The organism is Variovorax sp. GW531-E2, from assembly GCF_059423125.1.
Map to the genome: position 1 here is coordinate 21,606 of NZ_JBWKXQ010000012.1, position 25,340 is coordinate 46,945.

Consider the following 25,340-nt stretch of genomic DNA (forward strand, 5'->3'; position numbering starts at 1 on the left):
GCGCTCGGCGCCGAGCGCGGTGCGGGCCAGCACGGCGGGGTCGCTGGCGAGCGAGAGCGGTGCGGTGGGCGGTGCGAGTTGCGCACTCGCCGCGCCCGCCAGCCAGGGCACGAGAAGCCAGGGCGCCAGCCAGCGGCGGCACCAGGCGGAGGGCAGAAGCCGCATCGTCGGAATCCTCGGGCGTGAAGTCGTCATCGTCGAAAGAGCCGCCATCCTGCCACGGCGGCCACAATGACCCCATGCGTGCATTGCTTTCGACTTTCTCCTGGCAGGAACTGCGCCACCACCCCTGGCGCAACGCGGCGGCCGTGCTGGCCGTGATGCTGGGCGTGGCGCTGGCGTTTTCGGTGCAGCTCATCAACGCCTCGGCGCTCGACGAGTTCTCCAGCGCGGTGCGCTCGGTGAACGGCCAGCCCGACCTCGAGGTGCGCGCCGCGCAGGGCAGCTTCGACGAGGCCGTGTTCGGCCGGCTCGCGCGCCGGCCCGAGGTGGCGCTGGCGAGCCCGGTGCTCGAGTTCCAGGCCCTGGCCCTGGGCCACGACGGGCGCCAGGTGCCGTTGCGCGTGATCGGCGTCGATGCGCTCGCGCTGCCCACGATCGCGCCCGCGCTGATGCCGCAGCCGGCCGCCGGTGCCGACCGCTTCGCGCTGTTCGCGCCCGGCCATGTGTTCCTCAACGCGGCGGCACGCCAGGCATTGCAGCTGCCGCTGCAGCCCGCGTCCGTTGAAAGCCTGCAGCTGCGCAGCGGTGCCGCGTGGCAGCGCCTCGCGGTGTCGGGCCACGTGACCGCCGGCGGCGCGGCGTTGGCGGTGATGGACATTGCGGTCGCGCAGGAGCTGTTCGGCCCGCTCGGCCAGCTGAGCCGCATCGACCTGCGGCTCGCGCCGGGCACCGACCGCGCGGCCTTCGTGGCCGCGCTCGAGAAGTCGCCCGATTGGCCGGCGGGCCTGAAGTTCGCCGAGCCGGGCGACGCGGCCGAGCGCGTGAGCAACCTGTCGCGCGCCTACCGCGTCAACCTCACGGTGCTGGCGCTGGTGGCGTTGTTCACGGGCGCGTTCCTGGTGTTCTCGGTGCTCGCGCTCAGCGTGGCCAAGCGCGCGCAGCAGTTCGCGCTGCTCGGCGTGCTGGGCCTCACGCCGCGCGGACGGCTGCGGCTGGTGCTGGCCGAATCGCTGGTGCTCGGACTGATCGGCAGCGCGGCCGGCTTGGCGCTCGGCACCGCGCTCGCGACTTTCGCGTTGCGCGTGCTGGGCGGCGACCTGGGCGGCGGCTACTTCGAAGGCGTGGCGCCCCGGCTGCACTGGAGCAGCGGCGCCGCGCTGCTGTACGGCGGGCTCGGCGTGGTGGCCGCGCTGGTGGGCGGCTGGTGGCCCGCGCGCGCCGCGCAGGCATTGCCCGAGGCGCAGACGCTCAAGGGCCTGGGCGCGGCGCCCGCGCAGGGCCGCCACCACTGGCTCGCGCTCGGGCTCATCGGCGCGGGCGCGGCGCTGGCCAACCTGCCGGCCATCGGCGGCATTCCGGTGGCGGCGTACCTGTCGGTGGCCTGCCTGCTGGTGGGCGGCATCACCGCCCTGCCCTGGCTCATCGCGCTGCTGTACGACCGCGTGGCGCCGGCGTTCGCACGACGCGTGCTGCCGATGCTTGCTGTCGAGCGCGCGCGGCGCATGCGCGGCACGGCGGCCGTGGCGGTGAGCGGCGTGGTCGCGAGCCTGAGCCTGGCGGTGGCGCTCACGGTGATGGTCGCGAGCTTTCGCGAGTCGGTCACGCACTGGCTCGACGTGGTGCTGCCGGCCGACCTGTACGTGCGCGCCACCTCGGGCGGGCGCGGCAGCGGCAACAGCGGCGGCACCAGCAGCACCGACACCGCGACCTTCGCGCCGGCCTTCGTGCAGGCGCTGGCGCAGCTGCCCGGCGTGGCGCGCACCGGCACGCTGCGCACGCAGTCGCTGCAGCTCGACCCCGCGCAGCCTGCCGTGACGCTGATCGCGCGCAGCCTCGAAGGCGGCGTGGTGCGCGGCCTGCCGCTGGTGGGCGAGGCGCTGCCGGTGCCGCCCGGGCAGACCGGCATCTACGTGAGCGAGCCGATGGTCGAGCTGTACGGCGCGAAGCCGGGCACCGCGTTTTCGCCGCTGTCCGATGCGATGCGCACGTCAACGCCGCAGGTGTTCTTCGTGGCCGGCGTGTGGCGCGACTACGCGCGGCAGTTCGGCGCCATCGCGATGGACGCAGGCGACTTCGAGCGCATCACCGGCGAGCACGACGTGAGCGACGTCGCGCTGTGGCTCGCGCCCGGTGCGTCCGAAGCAGAAGTGCAGGCAGCCGTTCGCGCGCTCGCCTCGCGCGCATCACGCGACGGCGCGGTGGAGCTGGCCTCGGTCGGCCAGATCCGCGCCACCTCGCTGCGCATCTTCGACCGCAGCTTTGCCGTCACCTACTGGCTGCAGGCCGTGGCCATCGCCATCGGCCTGTTCGGCATCGCGGCCAGCTTCAGCGCGCAGGTGCTGGCGCGGCGCAAGGAGTTCGGCCTGCTCGCGCACCTGGGCTTCACGCGGCGGCAGGTGCTGGCCGTGGTGGCCGGCGAAGGCGCGGCCTGGACCGCCATCGGCGCGGTGGCCGGGCTGCTGCTCGGGCTGGCCGTGTCGGTGGTGCTGGTGAAGGTGGTGAACCCGCAGAGCTTCCACTGGAGCATGGACCTGCTGGTGCCCTGGGTGCGGCTGCTGGCGCTGTGCGCGGCCGTGGTGGCGGCCGGCACGTTCACGGCGTGGATGGCCGGGCGCGCCGCGGCGGGGCGCGACGTGGTGCTGGCGGTGAAAGAGGACTGGTAGCGCCCGACATCCGCTGGACCCGTTCCACGGTCTCCTTCTCGCCAGCCGGGCGGCAGGTCTTCGGTGGCCAGGTGATCGGTGTCGCCAAAGGCCTGCCACTGGCCGTTGGCTACCTTGCGGGCCGGTCCGTCGGTCGCAACGCGCCCGGCCACGGCCCTTGATCGCGCGAACACGCCCTAGCCATCGCGGCTAGTGCGCCTGCGCCCCTGTCGCACGACGATCACCAAGGGAACGGATTGCGCCGTGACGCCTTCGGCGGATCGCTCCGTTCCGTCACCCAAGGAGATCGCGACATGCAGGTCGAACGCAGCGTCTATCGTGAGGACCACGAGACATTCCGCACCACGGTGCGCCGCTTTCTCGAACGCGAGTGCGTGCCCCACCAGGCCGATTGGGACCGCGACGGCCAGGTCGGCCGCGAGGTCTGGCTAAAGGCCGGCCGCGAGGGCCTGCTGTGCACCACGCTGCCCACCGAATACGGCGGCGGTGGCGGCGACTTCGGCCACGCGGCCATCATTGCCGAGGAGATCGCGCACGCCGGTGTCGGCGGCCTGTCGATCGGGCTGCATTCGGACATCGTGGCGCCCTACATCCACCGCCTGGGCACCGAGGCGCAAAAGCGGAAATGGCTGCCGGGCATCTGCCGCGGCGAGCAGATCCTGGCGGTGGCCATCACCGAACCGGGCGGCGGCTCGGACGTGAAATCGCTGCGCACCACCGCCGTGCGCGACGGCGACGACTACCTCATCAACGGCAGCAAGACCTTCATCAGCAACGGCTTCCTCAGCGACCTGGTGGTCGTGGTGTGCAAGACCGACCCGGCCGCCGGCGCCAAGGGCGTGAGCCTGGTCGTGGTCGAGACGGACCGCCCCGGCTTTCGCCGCGGCCGCAAGCTCGACAAGGTCGGCATGCGCGCCCAGGACACGGCCGAGCTGTTCTTCGACAACATCCGCGTGCCGGTGGCGAACCGGCTGGGTGAAGAAGGCAAGGGCTTCGCCTACCTGATGCAGGAGCTGCCGCAGGAACGCTTCATGATCGCCGTCAGCGCCGCGACCAAGCTCGAGCGGCTGCTGCAGCAGACCCTCGACTACGTGAAGGACCGCCGCGCCTTCGACCAGACGGTGTGGGATTTCCAGAACACGAAGTTCAAGCTGGCCGACATCAAGGCCCAGTCGGTGGCGCTGCGCACGATGGTCGACCACTACCTCGCGGCGCACATGAGCCGGCGGCTGACGGTGGAAGAAGCCGCGATCGCCAAACTGTTCGCCACCGAGACGCTGTGGAAGTGCATCGACGACATGGTGCAGCTGCACGGCGGCTACGGCTACATGCTGGAGTACCCCATCGCACGCGCCTTCGTCGACATGCGCGTGAGCCGCATCTACGGCGGCACCAGCGAAGTGATGCGCGACCTGATCTCGCGCAAGCTGTAGGCCGGGCAAGCCGGCATTCAAACAAGGAGCATCTTCATGATCGACAGAAACATCATCGGCATGGCTTTCCCGCCCTTTGCCATCACCGCCGAAGCCGGGCAGCTGCGCTTCTTCGCCAAGGCCATCGGCGAGACCGATCCGGTCTACTTTGACGAGTCCGCCGCGCGCGATGCCGGCCACCCCACCTTGCCGCTGCCGCCCACCTTCCTGTTCTCGCTGGAACTCGCGCGTCCGCCGAGCAACTGGCGCGAGGAAGCCGGCATCGAATTGGCGCGCGTGCTGCACGGCGAGCAGTCTTTTACCTACCGGCGCATGGCCCATGCGGGCGACACGCTGCACTTCGACAGCCGGGTCACCGACGTCTACGAGAAGAAAGGCGGCGCGCTCGAGTTCGTCGTCATGGAAACCCGCGTCACCAACCAGCGCTCGGAGCACGTGGCCGACATCCGCAAGGTGCTGGTGCACCGCAATGGCTGAACACAAGGAACACCCGATGAAGACCCTGAATTTCGACGCCCTCGAACCTGGCGATACCTTGCCCCCACTGGCACTCGCCCCGATCAACCGCACGACCCTGGCGCTTTTTGCCGGCGCATCGAACGACCACAACCCGATGCACATCGACCTGGACTTCGCGCAGCGCGGCGGCATGCCCGACGTGTTCGCGCACGGCATGCTGTCGATGGCCTACCTGGGCCGCCTGCTGACGCAGTGGGTCGACCAGCGCAAGGTGCGCCAGTTCAACGCGCGCTTCGCCGGCATCACGCACCTGGGCCATGCCATCACCTGCACGGGCGAGGTCATCGAGAAGTTCGAGGCCGGCGGCGAGGAGCGGGTGAAGGTGGAGATCCGCACCACCAACCAGGACGGCGAGGTGAAGATCCTGGGCGACGCGGTCATCGCGCGCTGACCCGGCCCGAACGTGGTCCCCGGTGCCACGGCGCTGGGGACCGCGCGATCGATCACTGCATGAAATTCGGCCCGGCCAGCTTGACCAGTTCGCGCGTGCGCACCGATTCGCTGGCGATCATGGCGCTGAACGGCTCCCGGCCCGTGCCGGCAAACTCCCCACCGCTGATGCGCACCACCTGCTCGCGGAACGCCGGGTCGGCGGCCGCGCGCACCATCAGTGCCTCGAACTTGCCGGCAATCGGCGCCGGCGTCTTGGCGCGGATCGCAAAGCCGATGAAGGTGAAGAGCGTGTAGTCGGCCACGCCGCCTTCCTGCACGGTGGGCACTCCCGGCATCAACGCATGGCGCTTGCCCGAGGACACGCCCAGCCCCCGCACCTTGCCCGAGGCGATCAGCGGCGCCGCGCCGCCGACATCGGTCAGCGCCGCATCGGCCACGCCGCCGATCACGTCGGCGATGGCCTGCGAGGCGCCCTTGTAGGGAATGGCATTGAACTTCACGCCCGCCCGGCGCGCGAGGTCCAGCGCGCCCAGCCGGTACGAATTGCCGTAGACACCGATGCTGACCGACCCCGGCGCCTTGCGGGCCGCATCGAGCAGGTCGCCCAGCGTCTTGAACCGCGAGTCGGGCGATGTCACCAGCACGGCCGGAATGCGCACCAGGTCGAGCATCGGCGTCAGGTCTTCCACCTTGTAGGGCAGGTCCTTGATGACCAGCGGGTTGATCACCATGGTGCTGTTGCTGACGAGCACCACCGAATGGCCGTCCGGCGGCGCCCCCAGCAGGTTCTGCGTGCCCACGACAAGATCGGCGCCGGGCCGGTTCTCGACGAAGGTCGCCTGCCCCGAGACGGCCCTGAACTGCTCCGCCATCAGCCGCGTGAGCGTGTCGCCGCTGCTGCCGGGCCCGATGGGCACGATGAAGCGCACCGCGCGAGAGGGGTACCCCTCGTCGGCCTGGGCCTGCGAGAGCGTGGGGACGGCCACGGCCACGGCCAGGGCCAGCCACACGGCACCGATCTTCTTGTTCATGTCTTGTCTCCTTGGAGGATCTTCACGTGAGCGCGAGTGCGGCAGCGCGCGCGGCCTGGTCGTTCGCGTCCTGCTGCGCCTGCATCTCGCGCCACAGGATCTTTCCGGTCGCGGTCTTGGGCAGGGCCTCGACGAACTCGACCAGGCGCGGCACCTTGTAGGCCGACAGGCGCGTGCGCGCCCATTCCGTCACCGCCTCCGGCGCCAGCGTGCCGCGCGCCGCCGGACGCAGCACGACGAAGGCCTTGACGGTCTCGCCGCGGCGCGCATCGAAGGCCGAGATCACGCAGGCTTCCTGCACCGCCGGGTGGCCGTACAGCGAGGTCTCGATCTCGGCGGGCCAGATCTTCAGGCCCGCCGCGTTGATCATCCGCTTGAGCCGGTCGGTGACATAGAAATAGCCGTCCTCGTCGTGATGGCCGATGTCGCCGCTGCGCAGGAAGCGCTTGCCGTCGATCTCGATCGTCGCCGCCGCCGTGGCCTCCGGCTGGTTCCAATAGCCCTCGAACAGGGTCGGCGCGTGGATCACGATTTCCCCGGGGTGCGCGGGCCCCAGCTCCGCGCCCGAATCCGGATCGATCACGCGGGCATCGCAGTTGATGTGCGGCACGCCCGCGCACTGGCGCCGCGCCGCCTGGGGCGGGTTGATGTGCGAGGCGCCGCAGGCCTCCGTGAGGCCGTAGCTTTCGATGAAGGACAGCCCCAGCCGTTCCTCGATCTTGCGGATCAGCGCCTCGGGCATGGCCGTGGCGCCGCCATAGAGCCGCCGCAGCGACGACAGGTCGCGCTGCGCAATGTCGGGCCGCGAGAACACCTCGGCCAGCATCGGCGTGACGGCGCACCAGGCGTACAGGCGCAGCCGCTCGATCAGCTCGACCACCGCGTCGCCATCCCAGCGCGACAGCAGCACGACCGTGCGCCCGACGTAGATCGCCAGGTTCATCACGTTCATGCCGGCCAGATGGCTGGCCGGCAGCACCAGCAGCTCGGACTGGTCGGCCTGCTCCGACAGCCACTGCACGCGCTGCAGCGATGCATGGGCAAAGTTGCGATGGGTCAGCATGGCGCCCTTGGGTTTGCCGGTGGTGCCCGAGGTGTAGGCCACCACGGCAAGGTCGCCGCCCCCGCCCTGCATCGGGGTCGGCGCGATGCCTGCCGCGAGCGCGCCGGAGAACGTGTGCAGCCCGGGGCCGACCAACGGCCGCCGCGCTTCGCGCACGAACTCGGGAATCTCGAGGAAGGACACATCCTGCGGCCTTCCGGCCAGCTCGCAGACCGCGCCGACCACGCAGCCGTCCAGGCGGTTGTCGTCGAGCAGGGACTGCGCCCGGTCCATCATGTCCTGCGTGGCGATCAGCACCCGCGCGCCGGAATCGCTGGCGTAGTAGGCGACCTCCTCGGCGGTGCTCATGGCGTTCATCGCCACCACCACGGCATCGCACCGCAGCACCGCGTAGTAGGCGATGACGAACTGCGGGCAGTTCTGCATCAGCAGCATCACGCGGTCGCCGCGCCGCACGCCCAGCCGCTGCTGCAGGTAGCCGGCCAGCGCCAGTGCATCCGCATGCAGGCTGCGGTAGCTGGTCGAGCGTCCGTAGTAGGAGATCGCGACCTTGTCCGGCGCGGCCTCGGCGCTTCTGGCGAGGTGGCTGAACAGGTTGCGATCGGCCACTTCCAGCGTCTGCGGAACGCCGGCGGGCCAGTGTGCGTAGTGGCGGGTCAACCGTGCCATGAAAGCTGCCTTGAGGCGTGCCTGGCTAGAAACCGCCGCGCCCGCCGCCGCAGATCAGCGTCTGGCCGGTGACGTAGTTCGACTCCGGAATGCAGAACATGTAGACCGAACCCGCCGCTTCCTCGGGCGTGCCGGGGCGGCCCAGCGGAATCTCGCTGCTGGCGCGCTCGATGGTCTCGGGGCGCACGCCGATGCGGATTTCCTTGCCCTCGATCTGGATCGTCTTGGCTTCCTTCACGGGCTGCGTGAGCCGGGTCGCGATGAAGCCGAAGGCCACGCAGTTCACGTTGACCTTCATGCGGCCCCATTCCTTGGCCAGCGTCTTGGTCATGCCGACCAGGCCCGCCTTGGCCGCCGAGTAGTTGACCTGTCCCGTGCTGCCCTGCGTGCCCGAGATCGAGGAGATGTTCACCACCTTGCGAAACACCTCCTTGCCGTTCTCGGCCTCGGCCTTGCTCACTTCGCGAAAGTACGGCTGCGCGGCGCGCAGCACCTGGAACGGCGCCTTCAGGTGGCAGTCCAGGATCGCGTCCCACTGCTCATCGCTCATCTTCTGGATCACGTTGTCCCAGGTGTAGCCGGCGTTGTTGACGATGATGTCGATGGCGCCGAAGGCGTCGAGCGTCGCCTTGACGAAGTTGGTGCCGAAGTCCGGCGCGGTCACGCTGCTGGCGAACGCGACGGCCTGGCCGCCGGCGGCGCGGATCTCGGCCACCACCTCTTCGGCCGGTGCGGCGTCGAGGTCGTTGACCACCACCTTGGCGCCTTCATGGGCGAGCTTCAGCGCGGTGCACCGGCCGATGCCGCGTCCTGCGCCGGTGACCATGGCCACTTTGCCTTCGAGATTTCTGTTCATGCTTGCTTTCTCCTGTGGATGAATGTCAAAGGGCGGCCACCACGGCTTCGCCGAGGATCTTCACGTCGCCGTTCTGGTTGGCGCACTGCACTTCGACACGCAGGCGCGGCTCGCCTTCGTGCGCGAAGCGCTCGGTCACGCGGCCGGTGCACAGCGGCACGTCGTGCACCTGCGTGATGCCGGTGAAGCGCACATGCAGGCGCCGCAGCCGCTCCTGCCCTGCCCAGTTCGTGACCAGCCGTCCCACGTAGGCGGCCGATAACATGCCGTGCGCGAACACGTCGTCCAGGCCGGCATTGCGGGCGAAGTCGATGTCGATGTGAATCGGGTTGTGGTCGCCCGAGGCGCCGGCATACAGCGCCAGCGTGGTGCGGGAGATCGCGGGCAACTGCAGCGCGGGAATGCTGTCGCCCACCTGCAGGTCTTTCAGTGCCGGGGTCGTCATGTGGTCATGCCTCCGCAAGCTGGCGTTGCACGAGGGCCGTGCGCAGGTCGGCGATGTGCACGCCGTCCTGGTTGATCACGCGGGTCTGCTTCACCAGGAACTCCAGCGCGCCGCCCTTCTTGTCGTAGACGTCGACGATCTTCGGCTCGTAGCTGAGGACATCGCCGGCATAGGCCTGTGCGTGGTACTCGTAGCTTTGCTCCGCATGCAGCAGGCGCTTGAGGTCGATGCGGGCCAGGTCCAGCAGCGCGCGCGTCTGGAACAGCCGGCCTTCCAGGCACGACAGGAAGGTGGGCGGCACGCGCAGCGCGCGGTGGCCGGCGTCGCGTGCGGCCGACGCATCGAGGTAGGTGGCATCGGTCTCGCCGATGGCCTGCGCATACGAGCGCACGGCGCCCTCTTCGACGGTGAGGCTGCGCTTGCCGAGGGCGTGGCCGATCAGGTTGCGGTCGAGCATGTCGCTTCCCCGCTCAGTTGCGGCCGTACAGCGTCACCACGCAGGCGCCGCCCAGACCCAGGTTGTGCTGCAGTGCGAGCGTCACGCCGTCCACCTGCCGCTGGTCGGCCGTGCCGCGCAGCTGGTGCGTCAGCTCGTAGCACTGCGCGAGACCCGTTGCGCCCAGCGGATGGCCCTTGGACAACAGGCCGCCCGACGGATTGGTCACCACCCGCCCGCCGTAGGTGTTGTCGCCGTCCTCGACGAACTTCTCGCCCTCGCCCACCGGGCACAGGCCCAGTGCTTCGTAGGTCAGCAGTTCGTTCTGGGCAAAGCAGTCGTGCAACTCGCAGACGCGGATGTCCGCGGGGTCGACGCCGGCCTTCTCATAGACCTTGTTCGCCGCCGCCTGCGCCATGTGGAAACCGGCGTAGCTGATCATCGACGGCGGATCGAAGGACGCGACCGGGTCGGTGGTCATCGCCTGCGCCAGGATCTGCACGTCGCTGCGCAGGCCGTGCTTCTTCGCGAACTTCTCGGACACGATCAGCGCGGCGGCCGCGCCGCAGGTCGGCGGGCAGGCCATCAGGCGCGTCATCACGCCGGGCCACATCACCTTGTCGTTCATCACGTCCTCGGTGCTGAGCACGTTCCTGAAGATCGCCAGCGGATTGGCGGCAGCATGCCGGCTGGCCTTGGCGCGGATGGCGGCGAAGGTCTGCATCTTCGTGCCGTACTTCTGCATGTGCTCGCGGCCCGCGCCGCCGAAGGTGCGCAGGGCCTGCGGCAGCTCGGGCACGTCGGCCGTGAGGTCGCTCACGATGTGCGAGACGCGGGCCCGCGTGCGGGGCCGGTCGTCCCAGTGCGATTTGAGCGCGCCGGCCTGCATCTGCTCGAAGCCCAGTGCCAGCACGCAGTCGGCGTCGCCCAGCGCGACGGCCTGGCGCGCCAGGTACAGCGCGGTCGAGCCGGTCGAGCAGTTGTTGTTGACGTTGACGACCGGAATACCGGTGAGCCCGACTTCATAAAGTGCCGTCTGCCCGCAGGTCGAGTCGCCGTACACGTAGCCCACATAGGCCTGCTGCACCAGCTCGTAGCCGATGCCGGCATCGGCCAGCGCGCGGCGCACCGCATCGGCGCCCATGTCGGTGTAGCTCGGGCTCGCGCCAGGCTTGGCAAACGGGATCATGCCGACACCGCCGACCAGGACTTTTTCACTCATGGTTTCTCCAGTTCAGTAAGGGGGAAGAAGGAAGGAAAGTTGCAGGCAGCGCGGTGCCTACAGCTTGCGTGCGATGAGGTCGCGCATGACCTCGTTGGCGCCGCCCACCACGCGCGAGACGCGGTAGTCGGTGAAGGCGCGTGCGATGGGGTACTCCAGCATGTAGCCGTAGCCGCCGTGCAGCTGCACCATGTCGTCCAGGCACTTCCACAGCGCCTCGGTGGCGTACATCTTGGCGATGGCCGCCTCCTGCACGCTGAGCTTGCGGCGCAGGTGTTCGCCCAGGTAGTAGTCGACCAGCGTGCGCACGGCCACCGACTGCGCCTTGACGTCGGCCAGCTTGAACTTCGTGTTCTGGAAGTCCCACACGGTCTGGTTGAAGGCGCGGCGGTCCTTCACGTACTCGAGCGTGAGGCCGAGCAGGCGCTCCAGCGCAACAGCGGCATACAGGGCGATGATCAGGCGCTCCTGCGCCAGCTCCTGCATAAGGTAGGCGAAGCCCTGGTTCTCTTCGCCCAGGCGATTGGCCACGGGCACGCGCACGTTGTCGAAGAACAATTCGGCGGTGTCGGCCGCGGGCTGGCCCACCTTGTCGAGCTTGCGGCCGCGGCGAAAGCCTGCGCGGTCGGCCTCGACCATGATCAGGCTCACGCCCTTGGCGCCGGCGGCCGGATCGGTCTTGCACACCAGCAGCACCATGTCGCAGCTCAGGCCGTTGCTGATGAAGATCTTGCTGCCGTTGATGACGTAGTCGTCGCCGTCGCGCACGGCGGTGGTGCGGATCGCCTTCACGTCGGAGCCGCCGCCCGGCTCGGTGATGCCCACCGCCAGGATCTGCTCGCCGCGGCAGATGCCGGGCAGCCACTTCTGCTTCTGCGCTTCGGTGCCCAGGCGCACGATGTACGGCGCAATGATGTCGGAGTGCAGCGAGAACCCCGCGCCCGACACACCCGCGCGGTGCACCTCTTCGAGCACCACCGCCGCATGGCCGAAGTCGCCGCCACCGCCGCCGTACTCGGCCGGCACCGTCACGCACAACAGGCCCTCGCGGCCGGCCTTGAGCCAGGTCTCGCGGTCGATCCGGCCGGCCTGGTCCCACGCCGCCTGGCGAGGCACGCACTCGCGTTCAAAGAAGCGCTGTGCGCTGGGCCTGAGCATTTCGTGGTCTTCGCGAAAGACCGTGCGATTCACATCCACTGGGAGCTCCTCTCGATGCGTCTGTTGATGGAACTTCGGCGTTGGGGAAACCGGTCGCCTTGGGGTTCATGATCGCCACTCGCCGCGCAAGATTCACTAGCCGTAATGGCGAGTCGGCGCGCGCATTCAGTCCATCTTTGCCCCGGAGATCCGCACGAGCTTCTCGATGACCGGCCCGCTGGCTTCGAAGCCCTCGCGCGCCTCCTTGGCGCTGTTGCCAACGCCGATCAGGCCGAAGACCTGGAACCGCGCCTTGAGCTGCACGGTTTGAATGGCCGCCCTCGCCTCCTTCTCCAGACGGGCGAGCACGGGCGCCGGGGTGCCCGCGGCCACCATCATGGTCAGCCCGCCGATGATCTTGAACTCCGGGTCGCGAAAGCCGGCCTCGATCAGCGTCGGCACGCCCGGCAGGTCGTCGAGCCGCTGCTCGCCCACCACGGCCAGCGGCCGCAACTGGCCGCTCGCGAAGTGCGGCGACAGGGAGCCGGCCGTGGCGAAGGCCCAGGGGATGTGGCCTCCGATGAGGTCCTGGATCATGGGCGCCTCGCCCTTGTAGGGCACATGCGACATGCCGAGTTGCCGTGATTCGCCGAGGTAGGAACTCATCAGGTGCCCGGACGAGCCCACGCCATAGGAGCCGTAGCTGACCTTGCCTTTGTTGGACCTGGCCCATGCGATGAACTCCGTCATGTTCCTGGCAGGCACATCCTTGTGCACTGCCAGCACCAGGCTCGCATCGCAGATGTGCGTCACGAAGGCGAGGTCCCTGCGCACGTCGTAGGGCACCTTCGAGAAGGTGTGGTGCGCGTAGTAGATGGGCGTGGTGTGCGTCACCAGCAGCGTGTAGCCATCGGCAGGTGCGCGCGCGACGAGCTGCGTGGCCAGCATGCCCGACGCGCCGGGCTTGTTGTCGACGACGATGACCTGCCCCAGCGCCTTGCCCATCGCGTCGGCCAGCGAGCGTGCAATGGCATCCGACGCGCCGCCGGCCGGCGCGGGCACGACCATGGTGATGGAACGGGTCGGAAAACCCTGGGCGAAGCCCGGAGCGCTGCACGCCAGGGCGGCGGCGAGCACGAAGGTCTGGATGCGGTGCATGGCGGGTTCCTCGCCGGACGCACGGTCCGGACAGATGGCAAGACGGACAGGTCGAACGCGAAAGGGCCGCCGGCGCGCTACTCCGGCTGAAGGCCCGTGGTCGTGATGTAGTGCTTCCAGCGCGCCTGGTCTTCGCGGATGGCCTTCGTGAACTCAGCCGAGGCCGCCGGGTAGGCCGCCGTGCCGCGCCGCGCGAAATGCGCCTGGGCTTCAGGCGATGCGACGAACTCCACGGCCAGCAGCGAGAGCTTGTCCACGATGGGCCGCGGCGTGCCGGCCGGCGCGAACAGGCCCAGCCAGCTCGTCAGCGTGGCATCGCCCAGGCCCAATTCGCCCAGCGTGGGCACATCGGGCAGCGCCGCAACGCGCACCGGGCTCGACACCGCCAGTGCCCGGAGCTTGCCGCCCTCCACCTGCGGCACGGCCTGCGACACTTCCAGCATCGCGTAGTCGATGGTGCCGGCGAGCAGGTCGGGCAGCATGCCCGACGAACTCTTGTAGGGCACGTCCAGCGCCTGGACCTTCGCCAGGCCGTTGATCGCCGCGGTCATGACCTTGTAGCCCGATGTGCTGGTGCCATAGCTGAGCTTTCCGGGATGGGCGCGCGCGGCCGCCAGCAAGGCGTCCAGGCTGCGGTACGGCGACGTGGCCGGCACCGTCACCACGATGGGGACCACGGACATGCGCGCGATCGGCAGCAGGTCCTTGTTCGCGTCGTAGGGCAGGCTCTTGAACATGTAGGGGTTGGCGGCCACAGCGCTGGCCACCGCCAGCAGCAGCGTGTAGCCGTCGGGCGCCGCCTTGGCCACGTGGTCCGACGCCAGGATGCTGTTGGCGCCGGGCCGGTTCTCTACATAGAACGACTTGCCGGTCTTGTCGCTGAGGTACTTGGCGGCCAGCCGGGTGAAGTCGTCGACCCCGGTGCCCGCGCCGCTGACCGACACGATGCGCACCGGCCGGTCGGGATAGGCCGCGGGCTGCGCCGTCGCCGATGCGGCAAGGCCCAGCAAGGCCCCCCACAGGCTGAGCCGCAGGACCCGCCGGTGCAGGGTGGTGGCATCTTGCGAGTGCGTGAACATGGTCTTGTCTCCTGGTGAAAGTCGGAAAGCCGCAACGACGGGAACCGTCTGAAAAACTCAATGCCTGCCGTACAGCGTGACCACGCAGGCGCCGCCCAGGCCCAGGTTGTGCTGCAGCGCCAGCCGCGCGCCCTCGACCTGGCGTTGGTCCGCGATGCCGCGCAGCTGGTGCGTCAGCTCGTAGCACTGCGCCAGGCCGGTGGCGCCCAGCGGATGGCCCTTGCACAGCAGGCCTCCGGAAGGATTGGTGACGACACGGCCGCCGTAGGTGTTGTCGCCGTCCAGCACGAACTGCTCGGCACCGCCTTCGGGGCACAGGCCCAGCGATTCGTAGCTCAGCAGTTCGTTGTGCGCGAAGCAGTCGTGCAGTTCGACCACCGGGATGTCCCGCGGATCGACACCGGCCTGCTCGTAGACCGCACGCGAGGCGCGCTGAGCCATGTAGCTGCCGACGAAGCCTTTCATGGTCGGCGGCTCGAAGGACTCCTGCGGGTCCGTGACCATGGCCTGCGCCAGGATCGCGACGTCGGTGCGCAGGCCGTGCCGCCGCGCGAACGCGGGCGAGCAGACGACCGCGGCAGCCGCGCCGCAGGTGGGCGGGCAGGCCATCATGCGGGTCATCACGCCGTCCCACATGACCTGGTCGTTCATGACGTCTTCGGTCGTCACGACCTTCCTGAACAGCGCCAGCGGGTTGTTCGCCGCATGGCGGCTGGCCTTGGCGCGGATCGCGGCGAAGGTGGACATCCGCGTGCCGTACTGGCGCATGTGCTCGCGGCCGGCGCCGCCGAAGGTCACCAGGTTGCGCGGGATCTCGCCGGCATCGCCGCACAGCGCGTCCTGGATCGGCAGCACGTCGCCGCGCGGGATCGGGCGATCCGGAAAGTTGGAGCGCGTGGCCCCGGGCTGCATCTGTTCGAAGCCCAGTGCCAGCGCGCACTCGACCTGTCCGCTCTGTACCGCGGCGCGCGCCAGGTAGAGCGCGCTGGAGCCAGTGGCACAGGCGTTGTTGACGTTGAACACGGGGATGGCCGTACGGCCCACGCGGTACAGCACGCCCTGCCCGCAACTGGTGTCGCCATAGACATAGCCGGCGAACGCCATCTGCAACTGCCCGTAGCCGATGCCGGCGTCGGCCAACGCCAGGCGCACGGCATCGCCGCCCATCTCGAGGTAGCTGGGGCCCGCGCCGGGCTTGGTGAAAGGCACCATGCCGACGCCGGCGACCAGAACGTTGTCAGTCATGCGGTTGTTCCTTCGCGATTCAGGAGGTGGACCGCCCGGCCGCCATGCGGTCCCAGTCGTAGCGGAAGGCGCCGTCGCGCGCGAAGTCGGCCACGGCCTGGGCGTGATAAGGCGTCTGCATGGCCACGGCCTGCGCGCTGGCCTCGGCCGTGAACATCGCGGCGCAGTCGGTCTCGAAACTTCGGTTGACCAGGTTCTTGGTCATGCCGGCCGCCTCGCGCGGGCCTGCGCACAGGCGCTGCGCAAACGCCCTCGCCTCGGCCTGCAGCGCATCGTCCGCATGGACCGCATGCACGAGGCCCCAGGCCTGCGCCTCCTCGGCCCCCAGGCGGCGCGCCGTCAGCATGAGCTCCTTCGCGCGGGACAGGCCCACGATGCGCGGCAGCGTGTGCAGCAGGCCGAAGTCGGGCACGGCACCCAGGCGCGCGAACGAGGCGCAGAACACCGCGCGTGTCGACGCGAGCACGAAGTCCGCCTGCAATGCCAGGCCGAAGCCCGCGCCGTAGGCCGGCCCGTCGACCGCGGCGACCACCGGCACCTCGAGTTCGCGCAGGCGGGTCAGCCACTGGTGCGCCTTGCGCAGCCGGCTGCGCATGTAGTCCGCCGTCGCCACGCTCGGATCGGTCAGCCGTTCGCGCATGAACTTGACGTCGCCGCCGGCCGAGAAACTGCCGTCCGAGCCGGTGATCAGCAGCACGCGGATCTCGCGGTCGCTCTCGACGCGCGCGATCACGTCGACGTAGTCCATCTGCAGTTCGGTCGACAGCGCATTGCGCAGCGCCGGGCGCTGATGACTGAGTTCGGCGATACCGCCCTCGATGCGCAACTGCGACGCACGCAGGGTTTCGGTGGTGTCGTTCATGTCTGTGGCTCCTGGTTCAGTTCAGGCCTGGCATAGCGCTCGCGCAGCGCGCGCTTGTAGAGCTTTCCGGTGGGAAGGCGCGGCATCTCGTCGATGAAGTCCACCGAGCGCGGCAGCATGTAGCTCGCGACCTTGCCGCGCAGGAAGGCGATCAGCGCTTCGGCCAAGGCCGGCGTGGGCGCCACGCCGGGCGCGGGCTCGATGACGGCCTTCACGGCCTCGCCCATCTCGGCGTCGGGCACGCCGATCACGGCGGCGTCCTGCACGCTGGGGTGCAGGGCCAACGCATCCTCGATGGCCTGCGGGTAGATGTTCACCCCGCCCGAAATGATCATGTAGAAGAGCCGGTCGGTCAGGTACAGGTAGCCGTCCGTGTCGAGGTGGCCGATGTCGCCGATCGCGGTCCAGTTCGGGTGCCGTGGATGCTGGGCCGCGCGGGTCTTGCCGGGGTCGCGGTGATAGTGAAAGGGCAGCTTGTCGCGCTCGAAGTAGATCAGCCCGTCCTGGCCCGCCGCGAGCTCGTTGCCGTCGTCGTCGCAGATGCGCAGCACGCCCAGCACGGCACGGCCCACCGAGCCGGGGTGCGCGAGCGCTTCACGGCTGTCGATGGAGGTCAGGCCGTTGCCTTCGCTGCCGCCGTAGTACTCCACCACGATCGGGCCCCACCAATCGATCATGCGCCGCTTGACCTCGGCGGGGCACGGCGCCGCGGCATGGATCGCCACGCGGTGGCTGGACAGGTCGAAGGCTTCGCGGGAGGCGTCCGGCAGCTTCAGCAACCGGATGAACATGGTCGGCACCCACTGGCTGTGGGTGACGCGGTAACGCTCGATCAGCGCCAGCGACTCGACCGCATCGAACTTGGGCATGAACACCACGGTGCCGCCGAAGAAGTGCGTGTTGGTCGCATAGGACAGCGGGGCCGCGTGGTACAGCGGCGCCGTCGACAGGTAGACCGAATCGGCGTCGAACTTGTACCGGTGCATCATCATCAGGCGCGGGTCGGCCACGTCGTCGTCGAAGCGCGCGCGGGCCGCCGCGCGCACGATGCCCTTGGGCCGGCCGGTCGTGCCGGAGCTGTACAGCAGCGTGCCGCCCACCCACTCCTCGGCCAGCCGCTGCGCCGGCGCGCCGGCCACGGCTTGCTCGTAGGACTCCCACCCGGGAATGACGCCGTCGATCATCAGCCGCCGCGCGCAGTGCGGCGTGGTGCCGACCAGCTCGGCCGCGACGCCGACCATCGCGACCGAGGAGATCAGCACCTGCGCACCGCTGTCCTCCACGATGTAGGCCACCTCCCCCGCCGTGAGGAACCGGTTGACCGCCGTCAGCAGCAGCCCCGAGCGAAAGGCCGCCCAGGCCACCTCGAAGCAGCGCATGTGGTTCTCCAGCAGCATCGCGATGCAATCGCCGCGGCGCAGGCCCTGGGCGTACAGCACCTGTGCGAGCCGGTTGGAGCGTTCGTCCAGTTCGCGGTAGCTGAGGCGCTCGCCGCTGCTGCCGTTGATGACGGCGGGCTTGTCCGGCGTCAGGGCGGCAAAGTCTCCAAGGTAGTTCGCCGTTTTCATGCGGTGCCTCCTGGGGCGGACCGGTGTCCGCAGTCCTTGTTCATGTCACGCGTTCGACGCATTCAGCTGGCCGCTCAGGTCGGCATTCGGCGCCGCGCGCGCGACAAGGCCGGGCAGCACCTCGCCCAACTCGGCGACGGTCCAGCGGCTGTCCTTCTGCACGTGAGGACCGGCGCGCCACCCTTCGGCCACCGTGATGCGCCCGCCCTTGGCGCCGAACACCCGGCCGGTGACGGCGCTGGAATGCACGCTGCCCAGCCAGACGACCAGCGGCGCCACGTTCGCCGCGTCCAGCGGGTCGAATCCGGCGGCGCCGGCCGGTGCCTTGGGGTTGAGCTGGCCGCTCTTGAACAGGTCTTCCGTGAGACGGCTCATCGCGGTCGGGTAGATCGCATTGACCGTCGCGCCATAGCGCTCCAGCTCGCGCGACGCGACGATGGTCATGTTGGCGATGCCGGCCTTGGCCGCGCCATAGTTGGTCTGGCCAACGATGCCGTACAGCCCGGACGACGAACTGGTGTTGACGACGCGCGCCACGCGCGGCCGGCCGGCCTTGGCCTCTTCGCGCCAGTACGCGGCGGCATGGCGCATCGGCGCGAAGGTGCCGCGCAGGTGGACGCGGATCACGGCGTCGAAATCGTCGATGTCCATGTTCACGAGCGTCTTGTCGCGCAGGATGCCGGCGTTGTTGACCAGCACGTCGAGCCCGCCGAACGCGGTGATCGCGGACTGGATCAGCCGCCTGGCGCCCTCCCAGTCGGACACGTCGTCGGTGTTGGCCACGGCTTCGCCGCCCATCGCGCGGATCTCGGCCACCACTTCCTGCGCGGGGCCGTTCATGGCGCCCGTGCCGTCGGGCCTGGCGCCCAGGTCGTTGACGACCACCTTCGCGCCCTGGCGCGCGAATTCCAGTGCGTATTCGCGGCCGAGGCCGCGGCCGGCGCCGGTGATGACGACCACGCGGTCCTTGCAGAGCTGTTGCATCTCCATTCCTTTCGTTTCGCTGGGATCGATGTGCCGGACCGGACGGTCCGCAGCGGCAGTCGCCCGGCAGGCGCTGTCGCATGCATCGATGATGCGAAGCCGAAGGCCGCGAGCCACTAGCCGCGATGGCTAGCCGGTGTTCAGTGCAGCTTGGGGGTTTCCCGGACCAGCGAGAGATCGCGCATGCGCGCAACCGCTTCGTCGCGCTCGGCGACGCCCAGCTTGCTGTAGATCTTGCGCAGATGCCACTTCACGGTGTGGGGCGTGACGCCCAGCACGCGGGCAATCTTCTTGTTGGGCATGGCCTGCGCCACGAGGTCGAGCACCTCGCGCTCGCGCTCGTTGAGCAGGTCGACGGCCACGCCTTCGGCTGCGGCGCTCTTGGCCATGCGGACGGCCGCCCGTGCGCGTCGCGTGGCCGTGGCCGCGTCCAGCAGCCGTCGTGCATAGAACGCAAGGACCGGGTCGAGCGCCGCATCCGCCAGCAGCGCATCGAGGAGCGACGGCACGTTCGCCGATACGTCCAGCAGGCTGCGCACGAGGCCGAGCCGATGGCCCAGCCGCAAGGCTTCGATCGCCTGCTCACGCGCGGGCCGCTGGTTGCCGCGCCCCGACTCCGCGATGGCCAGTTGCAGCCGAAGGGCCGCGAGGATGCGCAACCGGCCGGCCGATTCGGTGCACGCCACGAGGGGCTTCAGGCAATCGACGGCGCCGTCGAAGTCGTTCCAGTGCAGGCACATGTCGGCACGCGCACGCTCGGTGATGCGCCAGGTTTCGGCGGCCGTGCCCTTGCCCGCATCGGCATGGCGCACGTTCAGCACCTTGATCCGCTCGAACACCTGATCGGCCTGCGCGGTCTCGCCTTGCTTGAGATACAGGCGCAGACGCAGGACCAGCGCATGCGCGAGCAGGCGGTCCAGGCTGTGGCGCACGGCGTAGTCCTCCAGGTGGTCGAGGTGGTCGAGCGCTTCGAGGCGCCGGCCCGCCAGCCAGTGCGCGCACGCCAGGACGACGAAGGCGCGCAGCACCGCATCGGGAATCGAGGCGCGCTCCAGCACTTCGATGCGGGGTTCGAGCAGGCTGCAGGCGGCTTCGAGTTCGTTCCACTCGTAGAGCACATCGCTTTGCAGGCCCGCGGCCATGCTGGCCACGCCGATCCGGGCGGCGCCGTGCCCTTGCGCCTCCTGCAGTACCGCGCGGAACAGGTGTTCGGCTTCGGTCATGCGGCCTTCGAGCGCGAAGCTCATGCCGGCGAGGCAGCGCGCGATCAGGCCGCGCCCGGTCGAGGTGCCGTGCTGCTGCGCGGCCTCTTCCAGCAGCGCGCGGGCCTCGGCGTAGGCATCGCGGTACATGTGCATCCAGGCCAGCAGGTGGTTGCACCCGGCGAAGATGGCCTGCGCGTCGTCGGGAATGGCTTCGAGCTGCGGCGCGATCGCCAGCAGGGTCTCGGTGTCGTCGCGCTGAAGGGCCAGGCCACCGCGCAGCAGCGTGAGACCCCGGCGCTGCAGTGCGTCCAGCGTGTCGAATTCCGCCTCCAGCTGCGAGATGCTGCCCTCCAGCGCTTCGATGTCGCGCGCATACAGGCGCAGGTAGGCCGCCACGAGCCGCAGCCCGAAGCGCGCCTGCACCTGGGTCGTCGGCAGCCGCCGCATGAGGCCACCCAGCGAGGTCAGTTCGCCCCGGGCCAGCAGGTCGGACGCGCAGGCCTCCACGATGTCGGCTGCCGCGTGCGCATCGCCCGCCAGCACCGCATGGCGCACGGCTTCGTCGAAGTGTCCGTGCGCCTCGAACCAGCGCCAGGCCGCGCCGTGCAGCGCACCGCGTTCCTCGCCCGGCAGCCTTTCCAGGCGCGCCAGCAGGATCTCGCGCAGCAGCGGATGCACGCGATACCAGGTCTCGCGGTCGTGGCTGCTGACCTGGCTGATGAACAGGTTCTCGCTATCGAGGCGCGCCAGCCGCAACGCCATGTCCGCACCGGCGTGCGGCAGCACCAGCAACGCGGCGCACAGGGAGGCGCAGAAACGGTTGCACAGGGCCAGCCGCGTGAGCAGCGCCAGCTCATCGGGCGGCAGGTGCGCCAGCACCTCGCCTTCGAAGTAGCTGGCGAAGGCCTGCGCGTCGCGCACCTGCACCCGGGCATACGGGGCGCCCCGCTTGGCCTGCATGTCGACCACGAACAGCTGCAGGCCGGCCACCCAGCCATCGGTGAGCTCGTGCAGCACCTGCACGTCGCGCTTGTCGATGCTGGCCAGCTGCTCGCGCAGGAAGCGCTCGGTTTCCTCGGCGGTGAAGCGCAGGTCGCGCAGGTCGAACTCGCTCACGAGGCCCTGGGAGCGCAGCCGCGCGAACGACAGCGGCAAGGCGGTGCGCGAAGCGAAGGCCAGGTGCAGCCGCGGTGGTGCGTAGTCGAGCAGCCATTGCAGCACCTGGAAGATGCGGGCGTCCTCCAGGTGCTGGAGATCGTCGAGCATCAGCACCAGCTCCCGCGAGCGCGACGAGATGGCCTGCACGACGGTGATCACGGCATGCTCGAGCGCCGACTCGTCGCTGTCCCGCCCCATCAGCAGCGCCGCCTCGCGCACCGCGTCGGGATCGACTTCGCCGATGCTGGCCAGCAGGCAGTCGAAGAAGCGTGTCGGCTCGCAGTCTTCGGCGGACAGTGAGAGCCAGGCGACATCGAAGTCCAGCGCCAGCAGGGCCTGCCGCCAGGCCACCAGCGTGCTGGTCTTGCCGCTGCCCGCGGGCCCCTGCACGACCACGCAGCGCTGGCGCCGGGCCTCCAGCAGCCGCGCCTGCAAGGCGTCGCGCGGCACCAGCCGGCGCGACGGGCGTGGCGGAAGCAGCTTGGTGCTGGCGACCGGTTCGATCCTGCGCTCCGGCACCGTCGCAAGGCTGGGGTTCAAGGATTCATCCATGGACACGAAGGAAGAAACTCCCCGCAGTATGGAGCGCCGATGCGCAAGTCAGCGTCGCGCGGTGCGCCATTCGGCGGCGATGGCGGCGAGGTCGGCGTCCGGCGATTCCTGGGGCGCCCTGGGCATGGCGAGCACGGTGCGGCTGAAGCGCGGCGCCGGGGCCGGCTGCACCACGCCCTCGACCTCGACGAAGGTGCCGCGCGCCTTCATGTGCGCATGCTGCGGCGCCTCGGCAAAGGACAGCACCGGCGCAAAGCAGACATCGCTGCCTTCGAGAAGGTCGCACCACTGTCGCCGCGTGCGCGACTTGAAACGCTGCGCGATCTGCACCTTGGCCTGTGCCCATGCGCCGCGGTCGTGCTGGTCGCCGAGCGCTGCGGCATCGAGGTCCAGCTTCTGCAGCAGCTGCGCATAGAAGCGCGCCTCGATCGGGCCGACCGAGATCCATCCGCCGTCCTGGCATTCGTAGACCTCGTAGAACGGCGCGCCGGTGTCCAGGATGTTGGTGCCGCGCCGCTCGTCCCACAAGCCCGCGGCATGCAGGCCGTAGAAGGAGGTGGCCAGCGAGGCCGCGCCGTCGACGATGGCGGCATCGACGACCTGGCCCTGGCCGGAGCTGCGCGCTTCCAGCAGCGCCGCCAGCACGCCCATCACCAGGTAGAGCGCGCCGCCGCCCATGTCGCCGGCCAGGGCCAGGGGAATCGAAGGCGCCTGGTCCTTGCGGCCGATGGCGTTCAGCGCACCGGTGAGCGCGAGGTAATTCACGTCGTGGCCCGCGGCGTGCGCGAGCGGGCCGGTCTGGCCCCAGCCCGTCATGCGGCCGTACACGAGGCGTGCATTGCGCGCGAGGCAGGGCTCGGGCCCGAGCCCGAGGCGCTCCGCCACGCCGGGTCTGAATCCCTCGATCAGCACGTCGGCGTGCTCCACGAGTTCCAGCACCTGCTCGACGGCCGCGGGCTGCTTCAGATCGAGCATCGCGCATTGGCGGTTGCGCAGCAGCAGGTTGTATTTGGCCGGGCGCTTGACGCCCAGGTCGGCCGCCTCGGTGCGATCGATGCGCAGCACCGTGGCGCCAAGGTCGGCCAGCAGCATGCAGGCCATGGGGCCCGGGCCGATGCCTGCGAGCTCCACGATCCTGATTCCTTGCAAGGGTCCCATTCGCTTGTCTCCTTCTATGCGTGGCGGCTTCCTGCCACGCGGATTGGTCAAAACTCAGGCCAGGGCCGGCGCGGACAAGCGCAGCCGGACGAAATCGAACAGCCCGTCGGGTTGCGCGAGCAGGGCCTCACCCAACAGGCGCGCGCACTGCGTCTCCGTGCCCGGCACCGCCCGCCACTCATGCAGGCGGCGCGTGTACAGGCCGAGCACATGCTCCTCGGTGATGCCGATGGCACCGAACACGGCGTGCGCGATGGCGCAGACGCTGCGCGCCGCCTCGCAGGCCCGCAGCTTCGCGGTGGCCGCCAGCAACGGATCGGGTTGCACGCCCGCAGCGCTGCATCCCAATCGTGCGGCCAGCGTGGCCGAATGCGCCTGCTCGCCCAGCACGCTGAGTTCCTGCTGCACGGCCTGGAACTGCGCGATCGGCCGGCCGAACTGCTTGCGGTCGCGCGCGTAGTCGGTCACCAGTTCGAGCACGCGCGCCATGGCGCCCGCCATGCCTGCGGCGTGAAGCGCGTTGCAAAGCGCCACGGCGTCGGCCGCGCCCGCATCGAAGCGCGCCACGGCGAGATCGGGTGTGTGCCACAGCAGGGTGGCCGAAGCCTGCGGGCGCCACGCACCCGGCGTGGCCGTTGCACGCTCGCGCGGCAGCAGCAGCCATTCGCCCTGCCAGCTCACGAGCACCTGCTGCGCGAGCGCGCCGCCGGGCACGTCGCGGCAAACGATGGAACCCGCGTCGCCGGGAACACCCGGTGCGATCGCGATGGGGCCGGCGCCGCGCCGCTCGCCATGCCCCGCCGCAGCCAGCAGTGCGCGCGCGACGGCGGTCTCGCCGAAGGGAAGCCCGAGCCCGGCCTTGCCGGCGGCGAACACGAGCGCGAACAGCTCGCGCAGCGACAGGCCCGCGCCGCCCTGCGCTTCCGCCACGAGTGCATCGGTGTAGCCGAGCGCATCGATGGCCTGCCACAGCGCGTCGGTGGGCGCGCCGGCTTCGACGGCGCGCAAGGTGTCGTCGGTGCACAGCGCGCGCAGCGGGCGTTCGAAATCGTCAAGGAGTGTGTCGTCCATCATGTGTCCTTGTGTGCGGCGCTGCTAGCGAACGCCCAGCCCGCGGGCGATGATGCCGCGCATGATCTGGCGCGTGCCGCCGCGCAGGGAAAAGCTGGGGGCCAGTTGCGTCACGTAGGCCAGGGTCTGCAACAGGCCAGCCGACGGCACGGGATGGCCGGGCGCGTCGAAGGCTTCCTCGATCCATCCGGGGACCGCCTGTTCGAACTCGGTGCCCAGGTCTTTCACCAGCGAGGCTTCGAAAGCGGGATCGAGCCCGCGGCCCAACTGCTCCGCCACCGCCAGAGACATCGCGCGCAGCACCGCCATGCGCGCGGCGATGCGGCCCGCGATGACCTGCACGCCGGCGGCCGGCGCCGGGCCCTGGCGCAGTTCGGCGAGCCAGGCTTCGGCGAGCACGAGGCTGGAGTAGATGCGTTCGGGCCCGCTGCGCTCGAAGGCCAGTTCGGCCGTCACCTGTTGCCAGCCCGCGCCCTCTTCGCCGACCAGCGCATCGGCCGGCAGCTCGACGTCCTCGAAGAGCACTTCGCAGAAGTGCCCGTCGCCGCTGAGATCGCGGATCGGCCGCACGGTGATGCCGGGCAGCGTCAGGTCGACCAGCAACTGCGACAGCCCCTTGTGCCGGTCTTCCGACGTGCCCGAGGTGCGGACCAGCGTGCACATGTAGTGCGCGCGGTGCGCATTGGTCGTCCAGATCTTGCGACCGTTCAGGCGCCAGCCGGTGGCGGTGGGCACGGCCCGCGAGCGGACACTGGCCAGGTCGGAGCCGGTGTCGGGCTCGCTCATGCCGATGCTGGTGAAGAGTTCGCCGCGCGCGATGCGCGGCACGAAGAACGCGCGCTGCGCCTCGCTGCCGTAGCGCAGGATCAGCGGCGCGGTCTGCCGGTCCGCGATCCAGTGGGCCGACACGGGTGCGCCCGCGGCGAGCAGTTCTTCGAGCAGCACGAAGCGCGCGAAGCTGCTGCGCCCGGCGCCGCCATAGGCCTTGGGCAGCGTCAGCCCGATCCAGCCCTGGCGCCCGAGCGCGCGGCTGAAGTCGGCGTCGAACCCCATCCAGGAGCGCGCCCGCACGGCCGGCGCGACACCGCGCAGCGCCGACTGCAGAAAGGCGCGCACCGGCGCGCGCAGGGCTTCGTCCTCCGGTGGAATCGCGACCAGCGAAAACGATTGCAGGGTATTCAATGGTGTGTCCTCACAGATGCTTCATCGGGTTTTGCCCGCTTCGTTCGGGTGGGTGCAAGCGCCATAATCCGCGTGGCTCCTGCACCGTT

At 69.8% G+C, this 25,340-nt stretch carries 21 protein-coding genes; 4 read left to right on the plus strand and 17 right to left on the minus strand.

Features of this window, described 5'->3' with window-relative positions; all coding sequences use genetic code 11:
- Positions 1 to 239 precede the first annotated feature (239 nt).
- The 4 genes from AC07XP_RS10110 to AC07XP_RS10125 all read left to right on the plus strand — a co-directional run bounded on the left by AC07XP_RS10110 (position 240) and on the right by AC07XP_RS10125 (position 5,168).
- Entirely contained in the window at positions 240 to 2,825 is a 2,586-nt protein-coding gene (locus tag AC07XP_RS10110; RefSeq protein WP_495264567.1) for an FtsX-like permease family protein, read from the plus strand.
- Between the two features lie 293 nt (positions 2,826 to 3,118).
- Positions 3,119 to 4,258: an acyl-CoA dehydrogenase family protein gene (locus AC07XP_RS10115; RefSeq protein ID WP_495264568.1), complete on the plus strand. Its 1,140-nt coding sequence runs from the start codon at positions 3,119 to 3,121 to the stop codon at positions 4,256 to 4,258.
- Between the two features lie 36 nt (positions 4,259 to 4,294).
- Entirely contained in the window at positions 4,295 to 4,735 is a 441-nt protein-coding gene (locus tag AC07XP_RS10120; protein WP_354345040.1) for a MaoC family dehydratase N-terminal domain-containing protein, read from the plus strand.
- A gap of 16 nt (positions 4,736 to 4,751) precedes the next feature.
- Entirely contained in the window at positions 4,752 to 5,168 is a 417-nt protein-coding gene (locus AC07XP_RS10125) for a MaoC family dehydratase (RefSeq protein WP_062482834.1), read from the plus strand.
- A 52-nt stretch (positions 5,169 to 5,220) separates the two neighbouring features.
- On the opposite strand, the gene AC07XP_RS10130 is transcribed toward AC07XP_RS10125, so the two are convergent.
- The 17 genes from AC07XP_RS10130 to AC07XP_RS10210 form a co-directional block, all read right to left on the minus strand.
- Positions 5,221 to 6,201 carry a tripartite tricarboxylate transporter substrate binding protein gene (locus tag AC07XP_RS10130; protein ID WP_495264569.1) on the minus strand — a complete coding sequence of 327 codons (981 nt, stop codon included), beginning with the start codon at positions 6,199 to 6,201 and terminating at the stop codon, positions 5,221 to 5,223.
- 22 nt (positions 6,202 to 6,223) lie between these two features.
- Positions 6,224 to 7,933: an AMP-binding protein gene (locus AC07XP_RS10135; protein WP_495264570.1), complete on the minus strand. Its 1,710-nt coding sequence runs from the start codon at positions 7,931 to 7,933 to the stop codon at positions 6,224 to 6,226.
- A 25-nt stretch (positions 7,934 to 7,958) separates the two neighbouring features.
- Positions 7,959 to 8,789 (minus strand): SDR family NAD(P)-dependent oxidoreductase, encoded by an 831-nt coding sequence (locus tag AC07XP_RS10140; protein WP_495264571.1) that lies wholly within the window; start codon positions 8,787 to 8,789, stop codon positions 7,959 to 7,961.
- A 25-nt stretch (positions 8,790 to 8,814) separates the two neighbouring features.
- On the minus strand, positions 8,815 to 9,234 hold the full coding sequence (locus AC07XP_RS10145; RefSeq protein WP_307585625.1) for a MaoC family dehydratase: 420 nt from the start codon (positions 9,232 to 9,234) through the stop codon (positions 8,815 to 8,817).
- A gap of 4 nt (positions 9,235 to 9,238) precedes the next feature.
- Positions 9,239 to 9,691, minus strand: coding sequence for a MaoC family dehydratase N-terminal domain-containing protein (locus AC07XP_RS10150; RefSeq protein WP_495264572.1), 453 nt, complete (start codon positions 9,689 to 9,691; stop codon positions 9,239 to 9,241).
- 13 nt (positions 9,692 to 9,704) lie between these two features.
- Complete coding sequence (locus tag AC07XP_RS10155) at positions 9,705 to 10,892, minus strand: lipid-transfer protein (protein ID WP_062474020.1); 1,188 nt, start codon at positions 10,890 to 10,892, stop codon at positions 9,705 to 9,707.
- 57 nt (positions 10,893 to 10,949) lie between these two features.
- The gene (locus AC07XP_RS10160) at positions 10,950 to 12,089 is read right to left on the minus strand and encodes an acyl-CoA dehydrogenase family protein (protein WP_492736280.1); all 1,140 of its coding nucleotides are present in this window, start codon (positions 12,087 to 12,089) and stop codon (positions 10,950 to 10,952) included.
- Positions 12,090 to 12,215: 126 nt separating this feature from the next.
- Positions 12,216 to 13,187: a Bug family tripartite tricarboxylate transporter substrate binding protein gene (locus tag AC07XP_RS10165; RefSeq protein ID WP_492727702.1), complete on the minus strand. Its 972-nt coding sequence runs from the start codon at positions 13,185 to 13,187 to the stop codon at positions 12,216 to 12,218.
- A 77-nt stretch (positions 13,188 to 13,264) separates the two neighbouring features.
- Entirely contained in the window at positions 13,265 to 14,266 is a 1,002-nt protein-coding gene (locus tag AC07XP_RS10170; protein ID WP_062474026.1) for a Bug family tripartite tricarboxylate transporter substrate binding protein, read from the minus strand.
- 57 nt (positions 14,267 to 14,323) lie between these two features.
- On the minus strand, positions 14,324 to 15,511 hold the full coding sequence (locus AC07XP_RS10175) for a lipid-transfer protein (protein WP_495264573.1): 1,188 nt from the start codon (positions 15,509 to 15,511) through the stop codon (positions 14,324 to 14,326).
- A 19-nt stretch (positions 15,512 to 15,530) separates the two neighbouring features.
- Positions 15,531 to 16,373, minus strand: a complete 843-nt coding sequence (locus AC07XP_RS10180) for an enoyl-CoA hydratase/isomerase family protein (RefSeq protein WP_159276127.1) — start codon at positions 16,371 to 16,373, stop codon at positions 15,531 to 15,533.
- A complete protein-coding gene (locus AC07XP_RS10185) occupies positions 16,370 to 17,941 on the minus strand; it encodes an acyl-CoA synthetase (protein ID WP_495264574.1) in 1,572 nt (523 codons plus the stop codon). The genes AC07XP_RS10180 and AC07XP_RS10185 overlap by 4 nt, the downstream gene beginning before the upstream one ends.
- Positions 17,942 to 17,986: 45 nt before the next feature.
- Entirely contained in the window at positions 17,987 to 18,925 is a 939-nt protein-coding gene (locus tag AC07XP_RS10190) for an SDR family oxidoreductase (protein WP_495264575.1), read from the minus strand.
- Positions 18,926 to 19,065: 140 nt separating this feature from the next.
- The gene (locus AC07XP_RS10195) at positions 19,066 to 21,828 is read right to left on the minus strand and encodes a winged helix-turn-helix domain-containing protein (protein WP_495264576.1); all 2,763 of its coding nucleotides are present in this window, start codon (positions 21,826 to 21,828) and stop codon (positions 19,066 to 19,068) included.
- Between the two features lie 60 nt (positions 21,829 to 21,888).
- Positions 21,889 to 22,998: a CaiB/BaiF CoA transferase family protein gene (locus AC07XP_RS10200; protein WP_495264577.1), complete on the minus strand. Its 1,110-nt coding sequence runs from the start codon at positions 22,996 to 22,998 to the stop codon at positions 21,889 to 21,891.
- 54 nt (positions 22,999 to 23,052) lie between these two features.
- Positions 23,053 to 24,069 carry an acyl-CoA dehydrogenase family protein gene (locus AC07XP_RS10205; RefSeq protein ID WP_495264578.1) on the minus strand — a complete coding sequence of 339 codons (1,017 nt, stop codon included), beginning with the start codon at positions 24,067 to 24,069 and terminating at the stop codon, positions 23,053 to 23,055.
- Between the two features lie 24 nt (positions 24,070 to 24,093).
- The gene (locus tag AC07XP_RS10210; protein WP_495264579.1) at positions 24,094 to 25,251 is read right to left on the minus strand and encodes an acyl-CoA dehydrogenase family protein; all 1,158 of its coding nucleotides are present in this window, start codon (positions 25,249 to 25,251) and stop codon (positions 24,094 to 24,096) included.
- Positions 25,252 to 25,340: the final 89 nt, after the last annotated feature.